Raw genomic sequence first — 19,064 nt, forward strand, 5'->3', positions numbered from 1 at the left:
AGGTCATTTTCAGTTGTTTGCTGCCGTCTCGTCTCATCATACGCTTCACACTCGTTTTTTCTTTATTGTACCATGGTTCAGATGATAAAGCGAGATTTCAGAGTTTGTCAACAGCTCCGTTTCGTGACACCCTTTGCACACAGAAAAACCGCCGTACAGGTTTCCCCATACGGCGGCAGCACTCTCATTTATCGAACAGGTCGCTGTGCGTCCCGGTGCGGGCCAGCGTCAGCACCAGCACATCGTCATCTATGCGGTAGATGAGCAGCCAGTCCGGCTGAATGTGGCATTCCCGATGCCCCACCCAATCGCCGGTCAGCTCATGGTCTTTGTTTTTCTCTGGCAGTTTTTCGCCCCGTGACAAGGCCCGGATGATGTCATCCAGCAGGCCGATGTCCATGTGACGCTTCATCGCCAGCTTGTAGTCCTTTTTGAACTTTGTCGTCCAAACAATGTCGCGCTTCATCTTTTCAGCTCCCGGAGGGCTTCTTCCACATCGGAGTAGTGCTTCACGCTGGGATCACGCGCAATCCGTTCTGCCTCCAACATGGCGGCAATGGTTTCCTTGTTGGGCTGTTCCAGCCTGACTTCAAAGGGAAAGCCACCGGCGCGGAGCGACTGACGCAGAAAGACATTGATCGCTGTGGTAAGGTTCACGCCTAATTCGTTGTAAAGCGTTTCACACTGCTTTTTGATGTCGCTGTCCATACGGACGCTGAAATTTGTCGTGTTAGCCATTGTATCAGCCCCTTTCAAGTTTATTGCACTTATAGTATATGCCATTTGCAACGCAAAATCAACTCAATAGCCTTGAAATTCACAAAAAATTAAGGAGGAACCGCCTATGACTACCGCTCACTATCTTGTGACCGTCCACCTGAATATCGACCTGCCCCTTGCCCTGTTGCAGCCGGAACCGGCAGACGCGCCCACCGGCCCGGAGCCGGAAGCCCATGCCTGCCAGGGCTGCGACAACTGCGGCGGGTGCGGGAAGTGCCAGCATGAAGAAAAGCAAGCCTGAACCCATCCCCGTCATGGACTACCGCCAGTACCGCAGAGCGCGGTGGCTGGTACATGAGTGCTGCAACTATGACGGCGGCAACTGCATCACGCTGGACGATGGGGAGGAATGTGTCTGCGTCCAGTCCATTTCCTACGCCCTGTTGTGCCGGTGGTTCCGGGCGGCGGTGCTGCCGCTGGACAGAGAACTGGAAACGGCCCTGTTCCACTGCCTGGACGCCAAACGGTGCGCCGTCTGCGGGGCGCTGTTCACACCCGGCTCCAACCGGGCCAAATACTGCCCGGAATGTGCCGGACGCATGAAGCGTATCAAGGCCGCCCAGCGCAAGCGCAAACAGAGGGCTAAGTGTCACGCTTTAGGGGCCGAAAACCCCTTGTAAATCAAGGCTTTTTTCGAGGGTGTCGCTGGGGGCCTGATAGATTTATCCTCTGGCCCCCAAAACGGCCCTCTAAAGGCGTATAGACCCCTGAAATAAACCCCAAGGAGGAACCCATGTCAGACAATCGAAAATATTACTACCTGAAACTCAAAGAGAACTATTTTGACGATGACTCCATCGTACTGCTGGAAAGTATGCAGGACGGTGTGCTGTACTCCAACATTCTGCTCAAGCTGTATCTGAAATCCTTGAAACACGGTGGGCGGCTCCAGCTTGACGAGAATATCCTCTACACGGCGCAGATGATCGCCACCATCACCCGCCAGCAGATCGGCACTGTGGAGAGGGCCTTGCAAATCTTCCTGAAGCTGGGCCTTGTGGAAGTGCTGGACAGCGGCACTTTTTACATGAGCAATATCGAACTGTTGATCGGCCAGTCCTCCACCGAGGCCGAACGAAAGCGGGCGGCAAGGCTCCAAAACAAGGCCCTTTCCGCGCCCCGGACAGATGGCGGACATTTGTCCGACATTCGTCCACCAGAGATAGAGTTAGAGAAAGAGATAGAGATAAAGAGAGAGATAGAGAAGGGACGCCCCGAAACGGGGCGTAGCGCCCGCACCTATGGCCGTTACCAGAATGTTTTCCTGACGGACGAGGAACTGGCAGACTTGCAGGCCAGTTTTCCCACGGTATGGGGCCAGTACATCGAAAAGCTGTCCGAGTATATGGCTTCTACCGGCAAGCGGTATCAAAGCCATGCCGCCACCATCCGGCGCTGGGCCGGTGAGGACGCGAAAAAGGCGGCCCCGCCCACCCGCAACCGGGATTACAGCGTAAAGGAGGATGAAACCGTATGATGGAGATTACCGCAGAAATCCGGGCGCTGATCGACAAGGCAGCCGCCGGTGTGGAGCTGGCCGGGGACGAGTACATAGACCCGGCAGACGGCCTCATTCACTGTAAAAAGTGCGGCGGCCAGAGGCAGACCGTTGTGCCATGCTTTGGGAAACCCGGCTACTTCATGCCCCGCTGTATCTGCCAGTGCCAGCGGGAGGCCGAGGAACAGCGCAAGGCCGCTGAGGAACGGCAGCGCCGCATGGAGCGCATCAAGCGCCGGAAGGCCCAGGGCCTGCAAGACCGCTATCTGTACGACTACACCTTTGCCAACGACAACGGCCAAAATCCCCTGATGGACAAGGCCCGCGCCTATGTGGAGAACTGGAAGGAGGCATACAAAAACAACACCGGCCTGCTGCTGTTCGGGGATGTGGGAACCGGCAAGTCCTTTTTCGCCGGTTGTATCGCCAACGCCCTGCTTGACCGGGATGTGCCGGTGCTGATGACGAACTTTCCCACCATCCTGAACCGCCTGACCGGGATGTTCTCCGAGGACAGGGCCGACTTTATCGCCAGCTTTGACGAATACGACCTGCTTATCATTGACGATTTGGGTGTGGAGCGCAGCACCGAGTATGCGATGGAGCAGATGTTTTTCGTCATTGACAGCCGCTACCGCAGCCGCAGGCCCATGATTATCACCACCAACCTGAAGCTGGCCGAACTCAAAAATCCGCCCGACCTGGCCCACGCCCGTATCTATGACCGTATTCTGGAACGGTGCGCCCCGATCCTCTTTGCCGGGAAGAACTTCCGGGAGGAAAACGCCGGGGCCACCAGGCAGGCGGCAAAAGACATTGTGAACCGTAAGAGCGATTGATTGTGTTGCCGGGCGGCGCAGCCCCGCCCGGAGAAAGGAGCGCCATGAGCGAAGAAACCCGTACCATGCAGACCGCAGACACCACCCCGGCCAGAGCGCCGGAGGACGCCCCCGCGCTGGTAAAGAAAATCGGCAAGACTACCTACAAGGTGCGCGTCCATTTCAGCAATACCAGCACTGAAACCATGAGCGACAAAATCAAGCGTATGCTCAAAAACGAGATACAGCAGATGTGACCGCTGATAAAGCCAGTCGCCTTGTGTTAAACTGATGACGGTACACACCAAAACTTTTAGCCAAGGAGGACACGAAAATGCTGTACACAGAAAAAGAGAAAATGAGATTGAGCGCGTCCGCAAAGTGTTTGAGAAACATATCCGGCAGATGACCGCTTATGATTTGGTTTGGTCGGACAAGGTCGGCTATGTGTGGCTGGCAATATCTATCGACCCGGTCTATATTGACACCGGCAACTGGATAGAGTCCGCTGCCGGTCTTTGTAATGAGTGCTTGAATGATATAGCACTGGATGTTTTTGGAATGACCGGAAACGACCATGACTTCGAGGACGCTGATCCGCTGGAACTGGCCGAGATTAAGCGGCGCTGGAAACCCTATATCGACCAACTGCCGGAATATGCGTACCTTTGCGACGAACTGTTAAGCAGGAGCAAATAACCCATCCGTAAAAGTGTCAGGAGCTAAAATCTGCTTCTGGCACTTTTTTGTGGCTTTTTTGTGAATTTGATTAAAAAGTCCTTGACAACTCGTTTCGGGCAAGACCGCCAAGTCGATCCTTATTTCCTGCGGTGCCCGCCTGGCCCCCTTTGATATTGCGGAGCTTCGGGAGATTACGGCCTACGATGAACTGGAACTGGATACCCTGGGCGACCGGAAAACAGCACTATTCCTCATCATGTCCGATACAGACAGCACCTTCAATTTCCTGATCTCAATGGTTTATACCCAGCTATTCAATCTGCTCTGTGAAAAGGCAGATGACGTATATGGCGGACGGCTTCCCGTCCATGTGCGCTGCCTGATTGACGAGTGTGCCAACATCGGCCAGATTCCGAACCTGGAAAAGCTGGTGGCCACCATTCGCAGCCGGGAAATCTCGGCTTGTCTGGTTTTGCAGGCCCAGTCCCAGCTGAAGGCGCTGTATAAGGACAACGCCGACACCATCATCGGCAACATGGACAGCCAGGTCTTTCTGGGGGGGCGGAAAACACGACCCTCAAGGAACTTGCCGCGGCACTAGGGAAAGAGACGATCGACCTTTACAACACCTCGGACACCCGCGGCAACAGCCCCAGCTACGGCACATCGTACCAGAAAACCGGGCATGATATGCCATAATTGTTCGTGAAGAGTTCAGCTGCCTTGAATTTAACATGGACAGGGACACGATCGGCTGGATTCGGAACAAATCGAGTACAGGAGGTCTAATTATGGAGCAGTTGCCAAAGAAAATTCATGACAAGGGTATCAGCTACACGCTGGTGGGGGATTACTATATCCCAAACCTGATTTGTCCGACCGATCATCACCCCATCGGCCGATGGGGCCAGTTACATAGAGAATACCTGAAAAGTTACAGACCTGTCCTTTATCAGTCACTGCTTCTGTCCGGCAGGCTGCATACCATCCTGGCTGACCTGGACGAGCAGGCCGCAGAACGGTGTTGTCTGATTGTCCAGCAGATGGCCCAGACCGAGGGCATCACGGAGGAATTGAAAGCCAGCGATCCGGTACGCTGGGTGCAGGCCATGAACTCCATCCGCAGCCAGGCTGAGATGATCTATGTATGAGGAGGGTAGGACCATGATTCTGGAAGCGATTTATAGCGGGGACTTTTATCCCAGCGAAACGGTTGTACCGAAGTCCGAAAAATACCGGAACGCACTAAAAGCCTGCGAGAAGATTATGGATCGGCTAGCTGAAAAGCTGAGCAAAGAAGATTACGACCTGGTGGAGGAACTCCAGGATCAGGCTTCCATCGCCCAGTGCGAGGAGAATGAGTGCCACTTCAAGGTTGGTTTTTCGGCAGGGCTGCTAGTACAACAGGAGGCCTATAAGCTAATGGGGCAGTGGGATCATAAATAACTTTTAATCTGGATTTTTGCTTGCAAATAACTTGTAGGCTTATTCCTCAGCAATGTCTTCATAAATATCGTCTAAGTTGTTTTACGGGTTTGCAAAAGAAACCCAATAGCACCCATATTGAGCAAATACTAGTGGAAGTGCACCGCTACATAGTAAAGATGATGAGAAAGTGTGTTGACATTGTTCTTTATTGCGAATATAATTTCAAGAGGGTGATTCAATGAACTATATATCAGCCCAAGAGGCGGCTACTAAATGGGGAATCAGCAAGCGTAGAGTACAAATACTTTGCGCTTCACACAGAATAGAAAATGCTATTCGAGTGGGTAATATGTGGATACTTCCAGAGGATGCGGAAAAACCATCTGATAGAAGAATTAAACATAAAAAGGAATCTAATCTCATGACATATAAGACAAATCCAATCCGAGTTGCAAGAAATCAGATTAAAGCCATTTCGACGAAAGCTATGCAACTATTACTCATGGATGGGTTATCATTAAATGAAGCTAAAATGGAAATTATTACCATATTTGCTTCAGAGTTACTTGCGCATTATGTTCATAGCGATGATATAGAAGCTTCTTACAGCGTTGTATGCCAAACTACCGAGACTAAAAGAAAAAAAATGTCCAGTATATTGCGGGTTCAGAATTTAATTGAAAAATTTATCTCGCAATATGGTCTTTTCTGCGATGATTCTCTTTCGTGGTGCTATCAATATATTAATAAAATTGGAGAACATACACAATATAGTTCAACACAATTTTTCACTGAAAAATATATGGTTTCCACGTTGGTCAATTCATTGCACATTGAACCAGAAATGAAATTGATGGATCCGGCGTGTGGTGGAGGTAACTTTTTACTGTATTGTCTTGACGTGATTGCGGAAAAGTGCCTGACAAAAGTAAGCGACTCGAGGAAAACAGTTGATAAACTAAATAAAGTTTTGGGAAATATTTATGGATACGAAATTGACCCTTGTTTAGCCGTTGTGGCGTTTATCAATCTCCGACTTAAATGCATAGCTTTGATGACAAAATACTGCGGAAATTGTGATATTTCTATTTTCAATTCTTTTTTACCTAAGATTTTCTTTCCGGCAGACAATACTATTGGTGGCGCTTTAGATGCGAGTTTTTTCCCGCAGACAATTCGCATGGTAGGTAAGCCAGTAGGTATGAAGATTCAAGATGTTTTTCAGAATATTGATGTAATAGTAACTAATCCACCATTTCAAACTGTCAAAGGAATGGGTGAAAAACAAAAAGAATATCTTAAGCAGTATTATTCACAGTGCAAGTGCGATATGTGCAACGCTTTTATAGAGTTATCAGCAAAAATGCTGAAAGTTGGCGGAAAAGCCGGATTGGTTACTCAAAATAGTTGGATGTATTTAAACAGCTTTACATCCTTTAGAGAAAAATTACTTTCAGAATGTACGATTCATTCTATTTGGGAACTTGGCTCTAATGCTTTCTATGATCTAAATGGCGAAAAAACGAATGTTGCACTATTGTATTTCGAAAAGTCTTTGCCTCAGATAAAGTCAAAAATTAAATTAACTTCTCTAAATACGATGGAGACTGCTCAAATTGAAGATATACTATCTTCTGATGATATATATTCTCATTTTGTTCTTCAAGAAAATGTGTTGAACAATGCAGAAGCAAGATTTGATATGGTTAGTTCTACTCAACTGCGAACGAATTTATTAAATTCTGAGCAGTACGGAACTTATGCAGTGCCCATGCAGGGAACATCTACAGGTGATTCTAAAAAACTGATCAGGCCTTTTTGGGAACATATTGGAGATCCGGACTGGCGATTGGTTAGCAAAGGGGGAGGTTATGCACGGTGGCAAGGCTTAAATCACTACTGTGTAAAGTGGGGAAAAGATGGAGAATATATAAAAGCTATTAAAGGTTCTGCAATCCGAAATGCCAAATACTTTGGTGAAACTCAAATGGTGTTTAGTGATACAGGTACTGCTGGATTAAATGTAAGAAAACTTCTTCCTGAACAAATTTTTGTGGCATCTGGACCTGGTATTCGGGTTCGGACCGGAGATCGCTATGCTCATTTGGCGTTTCTGAATTCCAGATATGCATCCTATTATGTTCGTTTGCTTTCTCCTAAGCTGACCATTGCAGCAGGATACATTGCAAAAATTCCTCTATCAGAAAAGTTGATAAAGTCAAAATCTCTCTCAATACTGGCAGAACAATGTATTGATTTGAAAAAAAGACGGCTGGAAAAGCGCCCCTATAATATCGAATTTCACTACTTATGCCATGATGAAACCATATCTGTAAAAAGGGCTGTTCATCAATGGTTGCATGATGACTTGTATTGTGAATGGACACAGCTAAAACTAGAGGAACAAATTGACCAAGAGATTTTCTCTGAAATGGGTTTAACAAAAGAAGATATTGACGCTATTAATGCGTATCTTGGTTCAAAAGTAATTTATAGTCGCGGGTCTTCAGAAAAACTGGATATAAAAGAATGGCCGGAAATTTTTACAAAATCCCTGGATTACAACTGTGACCTTAAACGAACAAAAGCCACTAAAAAATCATTGGGATGTGATGGGATTATAGAATTTCTTTCGCAGAAGTTCTCTATTTCTTGTGAGACTATTTATAATGCCTTTACCAAAGAACAAGTTGATCTGGACAAAGTGATTGAATTATATCAAACTCTTTACTTCCATGCTTTAGTGATGTCAGCACTGCGATACAAAGAACAACGTATTGGAATGTCAGTGGCAGATATTTCCCTAAAATCAGGGATTACAAATAATGCAGAGTTAAATGAATTCAAGAATTGGATACGTACAGAATTTAATATTGTTCATGCTGAGTCTTTTTTAAAGTGTCCTATTTATTCCTTTGATAAAAATTCTGATATGATCATTCCTTCAGGAGAATAAGAACTATGAATAAAACAGCACTGGACTTGGCTTCTATTATGCTGGCAATTACTAGGTCCAAATTTTGCAATAACTTTCGCGATATCAAAAAGGTTAAAATATTCTGGCATGATCTAACACTTCTATACTTTGCAAGAGCTGTTTGCAAGCAACTATCATCCTCAAAGCACAGTTGCTCCCTAAATACTCTCGTTCAGATGAATTTGATTCCAGATGACCTAACATCTTTTGAAAGGCAAAACGAGTATCTTATTCGTGACTATGAATTCTTCACAGATGACTCAGTCTGTAATATCAATCTTGTGGTATTGAGAGAATGTCTTCTTGGTATGGATTTGTGCATCAGACGGAATGACATATCATTAAAACAGGGAAAAGTTGCGCGTGATACAACTGGATCATACTATACACCTAATACGCTTGCCAAAGCAGTTGTATTAAAAGCGTTTAAAAATCTGGAGTGCCTAGAACAATGTAATAAAAAATACGCAATTCGCATTGCTGATTTATCCTGTGGTGGTGGAGAATTTTTTAATGCTGCACAGGAATATCTTCTTGAAGAGAAACAAATTCCATATTCTGTTTCAGCTACTTTTTTCTGGGGTTCAGATGTTGATCCAGTGGTAATGCTGATTACTGTAGGAAACTTACTTTCCCAGGCTGACTATGATGATTGGCAGACAATATCAAGTCATTTTCACTTAGGAAATCCCTTGGTCTCTACATCTATTGAGGGAAATTTGCGTGAAAAACATGATATGTTTGCATTAGGACGATTCTATGCTCCTGCGATTGGCATGAACTTCAACCAAAGAGACGGCCTTGTTCCGTTTGATATTGTTTTAGGTAATCCTCCTTGGGAGAAGATCCGCTTTGAAGAAAGAAAGTTCTTTTCATCCTATGCTCCAGAAATTTCTGAGTTAGCAAAAAAAGATGAAAGAGAAAAAGCAATATCGAATCTTCAATACAGCTGGCCTGAATTATTTAATTGGTTTGAGGAAATAGCCAAAGATTACGCATCCATGAGCAGCCGCACTTTTAAGCATCCATTAATTGTGCAATCTGTTTCTGGTGAGTTAAATACATATGCGCTTTTCACTGAATTGTCATACAAGCTTTTAAGTGACAGTGGTATTTGTGCGCTTATTGTTAAAAGCACATTGGTGACTACTCCGGCCCAAAAACCGTTATGGAGCTATTTGCTTAAAAATGAAGTGATTTCTTCTATCAGTCTTTTTGAAAATCGAAAGAAGATATTTCAAATTGATTCCAGAGAACGTTTTGCAGTTATTATTTTATCCAATAAAAAGTCAGAGACATTTCTGTTCTGTGCAGGACTTCAATCGATAGAAGAATTGAACACTTGTTCCGAAATTAAACTGACTAAAAATGATGTGCTGCAAATGAACCCTTTTTCTGGAATGCTTCCAAATGTTTCGTCCACTAAAAATATTCAGACATTACTTAAAAGTCATGCGGAATTTCCTTTGTTCGAAGAGGTTTACCCTAAATGCCATTTTGGTAGACTAATTCATTTGACCGCCCATGCGCAGCAAATTGATCGAGAAAAGAAACAGGATAATCTTCCAATTTATGAGGGAAAGTTTATTGAACAATATGATGCCCGTTTCTCGACGTTTAGAGGTATGGAGGCTGATAAAAAATATGCAGCAAAAGCAACTGCTAAGAAAAATGATGAAATTGGACTTGATGGGCTAAAATTGATTCCAGAAAGCAGATTTTTTATAAAAAAATATTTCTGGGATAAGTATAGTAAACAATATGACAAGGCGTATTCATTATGTTGGAGGAGCTTAACCTCTGCAACAAATGCTCGTACTATGATTGCCATGATTCTTCCAACCTGTCCAACGTGTCAATCGATTCAAATGCTCCAGGTTGAAGATGAACAGGATCTAATTATGATTCTTGCGTTGTTCAATTCTATACCCTTTGATTATTTTGTAAGGCTGAAAATGCCAGGCATTGACTTGACACAAAGCGTTATTCGTCAAATTCCCGTACCAGACAAAGTGGCCTATGAAAAAGAAGTGGTCTGTAATAACATTTGCGCATCAATCAAAACACATATTTTTTCTTGCGTGTATGCTATCTTAAAGAGAGAACCTACCCTAAATCAGCTGATACAGAAGATTGAAAAAATAATCTATCCTATTGATACAGCAGTTACAGTAGATCAACTCAAACAGGTGCTGGACCGGCTTTTTGCAGATGCATATAACATGGATACTGCGACATATCGCGATATTTTGCAAACATTCCCTAAATATTAAAAATAGGGCTGCAATAATGCAGCCCTATTTTTATGTCTCATAGAAGACCATATTTTTTTGAAGTTGGTGAAGAACCATTGGTTGCAACCACAGTGCTTTGTTTGATCAAATCCTCTACACAATCTTTGTCTAGTACAGACAAGGTGTAATAATCTGTTCGAATCTTTTCAAAAACAAGAATTTTGTGACGTAGCCATTCTGCGCCACCAACTCGGTGAATTTTTACGCCTGCTTCAGATTGACCTTTCATCTGGATTCTCCAAGAACCATTACTATGATCACCAGTAGGAAATTTTATCGTGCAGCCGATATAATCAATACCGTTATAATTTACTGTAATAGACTTCTCGACATTTGTGCTCTCTGGATCGATATCAAAGAATGCAATACCACCGAGTATAAACTCCGGATCGTTGGTTTCATACCGAGTACCATGTGGATTGCCAGCAATGATTGTGCCTAGTTTAGACAAATCCAAAATATTGCGTGAACCACCAGTGGACTCTCGCATCTCGAACCACATGCGTTCTGATGCATTACTATTGGTGATTTTGTAAACAGCCCTTACGCCTTCCTGATCTGGATTGTTATGAACAGTAGTTCCTACTGGATGTTGTGGGCCTACTCTTTCAATTTGGGGAAGATGGATACCATTTTGAGTGCCAAAGAGATTCCTTCTTGTATGTTGTTCAGCCGGATGTCTCGCGTCATTATGAGTTTCCATCTGGATTCGCATTTCACTCCGCAGGTAATCTTCTGCTAGCAACTCATCAATATCATCACGAGATGTAATTCGGCGGGAACAAGGATATGCTGGATTTTTGTACTTGTCTGCAAGTTCAGCGATCTTACGTACGCAATCTCCAGATTCATGTCCACCTTCAAAGCAAACTGCACTTTCAAAATTTGTCCATAATCCGCCACCGGTCAAGTTATTGGAACCAATTGCAATCCATGTGTCACTATCGTTTGTAAATTCATAAATCTTTGAATGGAAGGTTGATGCAGGGCTTTCAGAATGTACGATATAAAGTGCATCACACAACTCGAATAGATTGAGCACTGCTTCATAGGAAGTTCCATGTGCATCTACACCGATGAACGCTATAATATGTCCACCTGCGGTTTTAAACTGTTCCAGAGCAGGTTTCAACCTTAAAACACCGCTATTTTTTGCAAAAGCAGAAAACATTGTAAAACTCGCCACATGCCCCAAAGGCTGGGTAAGCTTTTCGCAAAGTAATTCACCTAATTGACCATGAAACGGCTGATTTATCATTATCATAAAATCACCTCCATTTAAGATGCAAGTTAATTATAGGGGATAATTATGGCCAAGACAACTATGAACTTTTTACAAAAAGATTGTATTTGTTTTGCTCATTTTGACTTATATCCGTTTATTATAACTGCCCCATGAAACCTTGTACTCAACATTTGCATATCCTTTGACCAATGCGTTAACCCAACTAGCTCTTGATAAATGGAAGCTGTAGTGGATTATGAAAATATATGAGATGTAGGCCGTTCGTTGTTAGTATCGGATAATCTTTCAGTTCATCCCCTTTTTTTCTTTTTTACACCGTTATAAGGGAGCTGAGGCCGAGCTTTCCCCCTCATATTGTTGGGATTCTTCATCAGCTTGGATAAGCTCAGTATCCGCATAAACGCCGAGAAATCATCCGACGCAATCTTGTCAAAGGGGATCTGCATCCGGTCACAGAACTCGTGGATCACCCGCTCCTCATTGCTGCCCAGCTGCATGGCGCGGTCAAATTGCTCTTTGACATCGGTCAAAGAAGGCTGAGGATCAGCGGTGGTGCGGTCGGGGAGATGAGCCTGGCGAATGTCCTGGACGATGCTGTCCAGATCATCGTGGATGGTGTGACTGAAAAAGTCGCTCTCCTGGACCTGTCCCAGCTCCAAGGTACGGACGTAGAGGTCATTTTCTCCCGGCGCATGGCTGCGGAGGACTTCCTGCCGGGTGGCTTCCAGAACCAGATTCATCTGGGCGATCCGCATATCGGCAATCCTATCAACGTAAATCTCAATATCGGTCATCAGCCGCTGGAAGTTTTCGTGTGTGGCAATCTCACACAGCAGCCGGTTGTTGATTTTCCCACTGCTCAATAATGCTACCATCTCATCACTCAAATGCAGAGCCTGAAGCTCGGTGTTTGGGTGATTTTTATTTTCAGACAGTCCCATCAGGTAGTCAGTGGACACGCCATAAAACTTTGCCAAGGTGGCGATGGCGAAGGGGCTGATGTCCTTGTAATCGTCGCTTTCGTATTTTCCCAATGCCGATTTGGACAGGCCGGTCTGTTCAGCCAGCTGTTCCAGTGTCAGGTGTTTGTCCACTACCCGTAAATCCTTCAGCCGCTCCGAAATAGACAGCTTGGTGTGCATCCAATGGCCCCCTTCTTCTTTTATATTTGAACCCATTATAACACGATTCCAAAAGCGTGGAAATATCCTGGATTGTCGTATTTTTTCGACGTTTCGGACATACGGGAGAGGCCCCTTTTTTTTCGGTAAAATGATTCTCGCAGACAGGGACAGAACCTTGAAAAGCAGATGACCGACTGCAAGGGGTATGACCTCCGGGGAAGTGATGCCACGATAAAAGCGCACCAAGGAGGACAATACGCCGGGAGATTCCGGGCAGGAGCGACTTGCAGGCAGATCGGCAAACCGAAAGGCAACAGGCAGTATCGGGGAAACAAGACCCCGGCAAATCAACGGACAAAATCTGTCCGTTGAAGCAGAACTGAAAGGAGGGAATGGCAATGAAGCTGAGCTTAGAGGAAAAGAAGCTTTTGTATGTTTTTGCTTGCCCCAACCACCACAACACAGTGACCAGGCTGAAGCTGCTGACAACACTGGCGGTTGACCCGGAAGCCAAACGCCGAACGCTGGAGCTGGCCCGGAAGGTGGAAACAGAGATTGGGGAGGACTGGCATCGAGCATTCTACCTGCATCTTCGCAGGGAAATGGACGAGTATGATGCGGCCAAACGCCGGCTGCGTTTGGTGAAGAACACCACCGAGTATGAGGAGGATCTGTATGGCGAAATTATCTAAGTACGAAAAGGAAACCATCATCAACTGGAACGAGGGGGAGAGTCAGGCCAGTATCTACACCTTTCATGCCAGCCTCAAGCGGAGGCTGGCTGAGTTTAGTGAAAAGTACCCGCAGCTGTGCTGTCTGGTGAGCAGTACGCCGGAAGGCAGCGTGACCTATGTGATTGACAAATCCAGGTTGTCCATTCGGCTGATCCCTCCATGCAGCGAGGAACAGCGGGCAGCGATGAGGGAGCGTGGATTTCAGCTGGTCGAGGCGGGCGAAAAGATTGCCTGATGGCGGTGCTGCCCGCTAAATCACTCTGTGTCCAGCCGATGCTGTATGGCTGGATACAGAGCCGGCGGAACCAGCAGCGGCTGGTTTTGCCGGTGCGGGAGTACAGAGGGATGCAATCCCTCTGTGCCTGGGTACAGGGGCGGCAGCGCCCTGTGCAGAGTGTAGAGGCGGCGAGCCTTTACTCCGGTGTCCAGAGGTGGAAAACCTCGGCCCAGGGAAACTTGATGCTTGCGTCAAGTTGTACTGGGTATTACCTGCCGCAGACACTGGCAGGGTTTGCGGCTTCGCCGCTCTCCCCGCATCCAAGTTTTCCGATGAAAGGAGGGATTCCGCTTGAAGCTGACACGACACAATGGTCGTTCTGGAAAGCATGGCACCTATAATCCCCGCCACAATGACCGCCGGTTTGATGTGGGGAACAGTGAACACATCGACTCGGAACGGGTGGGACGGAATGTGTATTGGGACTGCTATCGAGGCTTTACAACCCACGCATTCCGGGACAACCCGGATCAGCCGGATTACACCTTTGAAGAAATCGAACGGATGTATTATTCGGAGCATTACGGCGGCCATGTGGAAGCTCAAAACGCCCGGAACGAGAAAACCCGTCACACGGAACGCAACCGGACCATAGAGGACCTCTTGAAAAACAACAAGACCTGCCCGGAGGAGAGTATCTACCAGATCGGCACGATGGGGCAGTCGGTTTCCCCGGATACCCTCGGCTGCATTGTCCAGGAGTTTTATGAGGAGTTTGAAAGGCGCTTCGGTTCCCATGTTCACATTCTGGATTGGGCACTTCACCTGGATGAGGGTACACCTCATATCCATGAGCGCCATGTGTTTGACTGCCAAAACCGGTACGGAGAGCTGTGTCCCCAGCAGGAAAAGGCGCTGGAAGAACTGGAGATCCCGCTTCCTTCCCCGGACAAGCCAAAGGGCAGACACAACAACCGGAAGCAGACCTTTGATGCAATCTGCCGGACGATTCTGTTTGATATTGCCATGCGGCATGGATTGCAGTTGGATCAGGAACCGTCCTATGGCGGGCGGGAGTATCTGGAAAAGCAGGATTATATCCTGATGAAACAGAAAGAACAGATGGCGGCACAGGAGCAGCGGCTGGAGGAACTGACACTAAAAATCGAGGACGTAGAAACCCTGATTGATGAGGTGTCGGACGTTGCCTATGACAAGGCGGTGGAAGTGGTGACGGACACCGTCCGGCAGGAAACCCATAAGGAAGATATCAGGTTGGTAGAGGAAACGAAAAACTGGGTGCTTTCGCCCGAACGGAAAGCCCCCAAAAGGGAGCGGGAATATACCGCCGCCCGGCTGGATGGGGTCGTTTCAAAAATCAAAAATGCCATGCAGTCGGCCCTGACCAAAATCCAGAAGAAGCTGCTTCAGCCGGAGATAAAACAGAGCGGCAAGGAGCAGATCAAGGAAAAGGCCAGAGAGTCTATCCGAGATAAACTGGCAAGAGCAAAACAGGAATCCGACCGCAAAAATCAGGAACAGCGGGAACGGGAAGGGCAGAGCATTCCCAGACAGAAGCAGGATATGGAAGTATGAGGCAGCTGATTTCACTCTGGAAGCAGCTGTCTTTTTCTATTTGGAGATAAGGAGTGGAGATAGCCTATGGAGAAAAACCGAAAAAGCAAGGTTCGCTTTATTGTGGTGCGAGAGTTTTCCGGGGAGAAAACCATGCGGGAAGCCTTTGAACAGCTGATCGAGCGTCAGACCCTGGAACACTTTGAGGAATGGCTGGAGCATCGTGAAGCGACAAAAAAAGCGGCGTAAATGAGTTGAATCGAAATCAGGGACATGGTATTATAATAATATCGTGTCCCTGTTCATAAAAGGAGAACTCTATGAACAGGAAAAAATCAGTTAACCAGAAAATCACCGCTCTCTATTGCCGCATTTCTCTCGATGACGGCGGCGATAACGAGAGCATGAGCATCAGCAATCAGAAAATCATGCTTCGGGAGTTTGCCGAAAAGAATGGGCTGTTCCAGCATGAATATTATGTGGATGACGGCTATACAGGCCGCAACTTCAACCGGCCTTCGTTTCAGCGCCTGATTGCTGATATTGAGGCCGGAAGGGTTGGCTGCGTCATCACAAAGGACCTTTCGCGGCTTGGCAGAAATTATATTGAAGTCGGCACCTATATCGAGATCTTTTTCCCGAAACACAATGTGCGCTATATTGCCATCACCGACGGGGTGGACAGCCTGACCCGGCAGGAAATGGACATCACACCTTTCAAAAATATCCTGAACGATATGTACAGCAGAGATATTTCCAAAAAGGTGCTGGCGGCGCGCATGACCCGATCCCGCCAGGGAAAGTTTGGCGGTGGACAGACCCCGATGGGACTGAAGCGTGACCCGAACGACAAAGGGCATCTTATCATTGACCCCGAGACTGCGCCGATCATTCGCAAAATCTATGACCTGGCATTGGATGGCTGGGGTTGTATGAGAATTGCCAAGCAGATGAGAAAGGAAAAAATTCCAATTACCCGTGTCAAAACCAAGACGGAGTTTGACCCAAACCGTTACTCCTGGAGTGTTTCGAGAATCAGCCGTGTCCTTCGCAACCCGTTCTATAAGGGGGCTCATCTGGTTTTTCGGACGCACCAGAAAGGCATCCGTACCAACACCTATGATTTTATCCCTCGTAAGGATTGGGAGATCATCGAGAATTGTCATGAGGCGATTGTGACGCCGGAAGAATGGAAACGGGTGCAGGAGATAATCGACCGCCGGCCTACGATTATGAAGGGCGACCCCTGTCCCTTCTATAATCTCTTTCACGGTATTATCTACTGTGCCACTTGCGGGAAGTCCATGCAGGCAAGATATGAGAAGATCGGCAGAACCGGAAAGAACCGCCTCACAGGCGAGATCCGGGAGCCGATTGATAAAACGTATTATATCTGCCAGACCTACAACCGGCAGGGCAAGGATGTTTGTACCAGTCATAAGATCGAGGCCAGAGATTTGTATAATCTGGTCCTGAAGGATATCCAGGAATTGGCGGCACAGGCCATGAAGGATGCCGATGCGTTTTATCAGCGGCTAATCAGCCGGATGGAGCGACAGTATCTGGTGGACGCTTCCGAAACCGAAAAGGAGCGAACCCGCCTGGAGGCCCGAAATCAGGAAATCGACGAGATGGTTTTAAGTCTGTATACGGACAAGGCTAAAGGAATCGTAACCGAGCAGCGGTTTGTGAAGCTGACAGCGACGTTGGAACAGGAGCAGGAAACCAACCAGAAGCGCCTGAATGATCTGGCAGTCATGCAGAGCCGGGCAGATGCGCAGGAAAACGAATTCCGTACCTTTATCCGGGAGATCCGCCGCTATGCTGCCATTCAGAAACTGGATGAAGCTGTGTTGAACCGGCTTATTAGCCGGATTGTGGTGGGTGAAGTCCAAAAGGTAGATGGACAGAAGGTGCAGGAAGTCAGGATCGTTTATAACTTTGTTGGAGAAATCTTAAATTAAAATATTAATGGAACTTTTCTTCTTATAATGGGAGAAAAGTTCCATTCTATGTTGTATTTATAGGCCTTAAATTGGAGAATAATGAATGGAATCAACAATCAATAAAATTTTCGAATACTTTGATAAAGAGTTTTTAGAAGAACGAGTGGAAGTTGATGAATGGGGAAATTATGGAACACACTATCAAGGATTGGCATTAGATTGCTATCTTGATAACTCTGTTTTAGGCATCGATTATTTATCTATTGAGGATTATTTTGAAACAGTAGCTGGAGTTGACTATTGCGAAACCGATAGTCTATTTGCTCAATATTCAACAGAAAGCTTGGATGTCCGTCTGAAAGTTATTGGGGCAATTTTAACTTTGGTAAAGTTCTCAACTTATCATAAAGAGAACAATGATAGGATAATTAGCAAGACAACCTCTTTTTTAAAACGTTTCGGATTAGAGATAAAAGAAGAAGCTGGGACGTTACAAATCAAAAATGACTACAAGATTTCTTCTGGCTCATACTGTGATATTTATATTTTTAATGACCAAATCTTGAAAAAACGCTTAAAAGATATTTATCGAGTAAAACCAGAATGGAAGAAAAGATTTTTCTATGAATATGAAAATATGGTGAAATTATCTAAATCCCCGTATGTGTTAAAGGCTTTTAATTATTCGGAAGATGAAGATTCCTATTTGATGGAAAGATGTGATTGCAATTTAGACGATTATTTAAAAAAGAACCCATTTATAACAGATGACATACTTTTGAAAATTATTAATGAGATTTTATTGGGAATGAAAGATGTTCATGACGCGGGCATTATTCATAGAGATTTGCATCTTGGAAATATATTAATAAAAGATGGTAATGTTATCCTCTCTGATTTTGGATTAAGTAAGGATACTATGATAAATCACAGCTTGAAATCAACATCTACACCTAAAAATTCTCATTATTTTATGGATCCAGTGGGATTTGCTTCATTTAAAGATCTGGATAAATTAAGTGATATATATTCAGTTGGCAAAATTATTGATTACATAACAAGAGAGTCGGAACTAAATCAAAAACTTTCATATGTAATTGAGAAGGCGATACATAGAGATAAAAAGAAGCGTTATCAGAGTTTTGATGATCTAATCCAAGATGTTGATAATGCTACAAAAAATATAACTGAAGAAGAAAAAACAAAAAGGATTTTTGAAAAAATCAAAAAAGCAGAAATGACGTCAGATGTAGAAGAATTTCTGCTTGACTTGATAAAAAAAGATGAATTATCATACTATATTGTAAGTAATCAATTATACAATTTTGGACAACTTTTGCTTGCACTTAAAGAAGTCGATCAAGTGGCTGCTTTGGAAGAATTAAATAGAAATTACACTGCTGCAACAGGCTATGGGCACTTTGAAAACTACGATTTATTTGCATCCATAGCAAACTATGCTGTTCGTAATTCAACCGATTCAAAGGTAAAACAATATGCATATAATTTGCTGGAAGGCTGTTCGAAGTATAGATACCGAGCAGCAGATTTCTTGCGTGAAATTAATATACGTTATCCAATGTTAAGAAAGCAGACTTCTTGATACTTGGTTTACTCCCTCCTCTTAATTGTAAGCGCTCCATAATCCCCCGTGAGGGATAAAGAAAAGAGCTCCCATAAGGAGCTCAAATCGGTTAAAATTATTTGAGTTTGCAATACTCGGGAAGGCTTTCAGCCCAGGGGAGC

19 protein-coding genes and 2 pseudogenes are annotated in these 19,064 nt (G+C 45.4%); 17 read left to right on the plus strand and 4 right to left on the minus strand.

What is annotated here, in order from left to right:
* Positions 1–184 precede the first annotated feature (184 nt).
* Together B5G28_RS11940 and B5G28_RS11945 are read right to left on the minus strand one after the other, a co-directional pair.
* Positions 185–466 carry a type II toxin-antitoxin system YafQ family toxin gene (locus B5G28_RS11940; protein WP_087249113.1) on the minus strand — a complete coding sequence of 94 codons (282 nt, stop codon included), beginning with the start codon at positions 464–466 and terminating at the stop codon, positions 185–187.
* Positions 463–738 (minus strand): type II toxin-antitoxin system RelB/DinJ family antitoxin, encoded by a 276-nt coding sequence (locus tag B5G28_RS11945; protein WP_050616855.1) that lies wholly within the window; start codon positions 736–738, stop codon positions 463–465. Before B5G28_RS11945 ends, B5G28_RS11940 begins: the two co-directional genes overlap by 4 nt.
* 106 nt (positions 739–844) lie before the next feature.
* Here B5G28_RS11945 and B5G28_RS14850 point away from each other — a divergent pair, with 106 nt between their 5' ends.
* The 11 genes and pseudogenes from B5G28_RS14850 to B5G28_RS14525 all read left to right on the plus strand — a co-directional run bounded on the left by B5G28_RS14850 (position 845) and on the right by B5G28_RS14525 (position 10,455).
* Positions 845–1,021, plus strand: coding sequence for a hypothetical protein (locus B5G28_RS14850; protein ID WP_204228859.1), 177 nt, complete (start codon positions 845–847; stop codon positions 1,019–1,021).
* Positions 1,002–1,400, plus strand: coding sequence for a cysteine-rich VLP domain-containing protein (locus B5G28_RS11950; RefSeq protein ID WP_087249115.1), 399 nt, complete (start codon positions 1,002–1,004; stop codon positions 1,398–1,400). The genes B5G28_RS14850 and B5G28_RS11950 overlap by 20 nt, the downstream gene beginning before the upstream one ends.
* A 113-nt stretch (positions 1,401–1,513) precedes the next feature.
* Positions 1,514–2,257, plus strand: coding sequence for a phage replisome organizer N-terminal domain-containing protein (locus tag B5G28_RS11955; RefSeq protein WP_087249117.1), 744 nt, complete (start codon positions 1,514–1,516; stop codon positions 2,255–2,257).
* Positions 2,254–3,117: an ATP-binding protein gene (locus B5G28_RS11960; protein ID WP_087249119.1), complete on the plus strand. Its 864-nt coding sequence runs from the start codon at positions 2,254–2,256 to the stop codon at positions 3,115–3,117. Before B5G28_RS11955 ends, B5G28_RS11960 begins: the two co-directional genes overlap by 4 nt.
* A 44-nt stretch (positions 3,118–3,161) precedes the next feature.
* A complete protein-coding gene (locus B5G28_RS11965) occupies positions 3,162–3,353 on the plus strand; it encodes a transposon-encoded TnpW family protein (RefSeq protein WP_009322148.1) in 192 nt (63 codons plus the stop codon).
* A gap of 77 nt (positions 3,354–3,430) precedes the next feature.
* Positions 3,431–3,795: pseudogene (locus B5G28_RS11970) on the plus strand (hypothetical protein).
* Positions 3,796–3,880: 85 nt separating this feature from the next.
* Positions 3,881–4,470: pseudogene (locus B5G28_RS11975) on the plus strand (TraG/TraD/VirD4 family protein); the annotation flags it as partial.
* Between the two features lie 98 nt (positions 4,471–4,568).
* Positions 4,569–4,928, plus strand: a complete 360-nt coding sequence (locus B5G28_RS11980; protein ID WP_087249121.1) for a TnpV protein — start codon at positions 4,569–4,571, stop codon at positions 4,926–4,928.
* A 13-nt stretch (positions 4,929–4,941) separates the two neighbouring features.
* Complete coding sequence (locus B5G28_RS11985) at positions 4,942–5,223, plus strand: DUF6809 family protein (RefSeq protein ID WP_087249123.1); 282 nt, start codon at positions 4,942–4,944, stop codon at positions 5,221–5,223.
* 220 nt (positions 5,224–5,443) lie between these two features.
* Entirely contained in the window at positions 5,444–8,161 is a 2,718-nt protein-coding gene (locus tag B5G28_RS11990; protein WP_087249125.1) for an N-6 DNA methylase, read from the plus strand.
* A 5-nt stretch (positions 8,162–8,166) separates the two neighbouring features.
* Positions 8,167–10,455, plus strand: a complete 2,289-nt coding sequence (locus B5G28_RS14525) for an N-6 DNA methylase (RefSeq protein ID WP_144265536.1) — start codon at positions 8,167–8,169, stop codon at positions 10,453–10,455.
* Between the two features lie 37 nt (positions 10,456–10,492).
* Here the strand turns inward: B5G28_RS14525 and B5G28_RS14530 are convergent, their stop codons facing one another.
* Both B5G28_RS14530 and B5G28_RS12000 read right to left on the minus strand, forming a co-directional pair.
* Entirely contained in the window at positions 10,493–11,740 is a 1,248-nt protein-coding gene (locus B5G28_RS14530; RefSeq protein ID WP_144265537.1) for a phospholipase D family protein, read from the minus strand.
* A 272-nt stretch (positions 11,741–12,012) separates the two neighbouring features.
* A complete protein-coding gene (locus tag B5G28_RS12000) occupies positions 12,013–12,864 on the minus strand; it encodes a helix-turn-helix transcriptional regulator (protein ID WP_087249129.1) in 852 nt (283 codons plus the stop codon).
* A gap of 380 nt (positions 12,865–13,244) precedes the next feature.
* On the opposite strand from B5G28_RS12000, the gene B5G28_RS12005 reads away from it, so the two are divergent.
* The 6 genes from B5G28_RS12005 (at position 13,245) to B5G28_RS12025 (ending at position 18,921) form a co-directional block, all read left to right on the plus strand.
* On the plus strand, positions 13,245–13,538 hold the full coding sequence (locus tag B5G28_RS12005; RefSeq protein ID WP_087249131.1) for a hypothetical protein: 294 nt from the start codon (positions 13,245–13,247) through the stop codon (positions 13,536–13,538).
* Positions 13,522–13,815, plus strand: a complete 294-nt coding sequence (locus B5G28_RS12010; protein ID WP_087249133.1) for a molecular chaperone — start codon at positions 13,522–13,524, stop codon at positions 13,813–13,815. The genes B5G28_RS12005 and B5G28_RS12010 overlap by 17 nt, the downstream gene beginning before the upstream one ends.
* 333 nt (positions 13,816–14,148) lie before the next feature.
* Entirely contained in the window at positions 14,149–15,393 is a 1,245-nt protein-coding gene (locus B5G28_RS12015) for a serine/arginine repetitive matrix protein 2 (RefSeq protein ID WP_087249135.1), read from the plus strand.
* 66 nt (positions 15,394–15,459) lie between these two features.
* Positions 15,460–15,621 (plus strand): hypothetical protein, encoded by a 162-nt coding sequence (locus tag B5G28_RS14855; RefSeq protein WP_204228861.1) that lies wholly within the window; start codon positions 15,460–15,462, stop codon positions 15,619–15,621.
* 71 nt (positions 15,622–15,692) lie between these two features.
* Positions 15,693–17,336 (plus strand): recombinase family protein, encoded by a 1,644-nt coding sequence (locus B5G28_RS12020; protein ID WP_087249137.1) that lies wholly within the window; start codon positions 15,693–15,695, stop codon positions 17,334–17,336.
* An 85-nt stretch (positions 17,337–17,421) separates the two neighbouring features.
* Positions 17,422–18,921, plus strand: a complete 1,500-nt coding sequence (locus B5G28_RS12025; RefSeq protein ID WP_087249139.1) for a protein kinase — start codon at positions 17,422–17,424, stop codon at positions 18,919–18,921.
* The last annotated feature ends 143 nt before the right edge of the window (positions 18,922–19,064 follow it).

Origin of the sequence: Faecalibacterium sp. An77 (assembly GCF_002161315.1) — a bacterium.
Classification (GTDB): Bacteria; Bacillota; Clostridia; order Oscillospirales; family Ruminococcaceae; genus Faecalibacterium.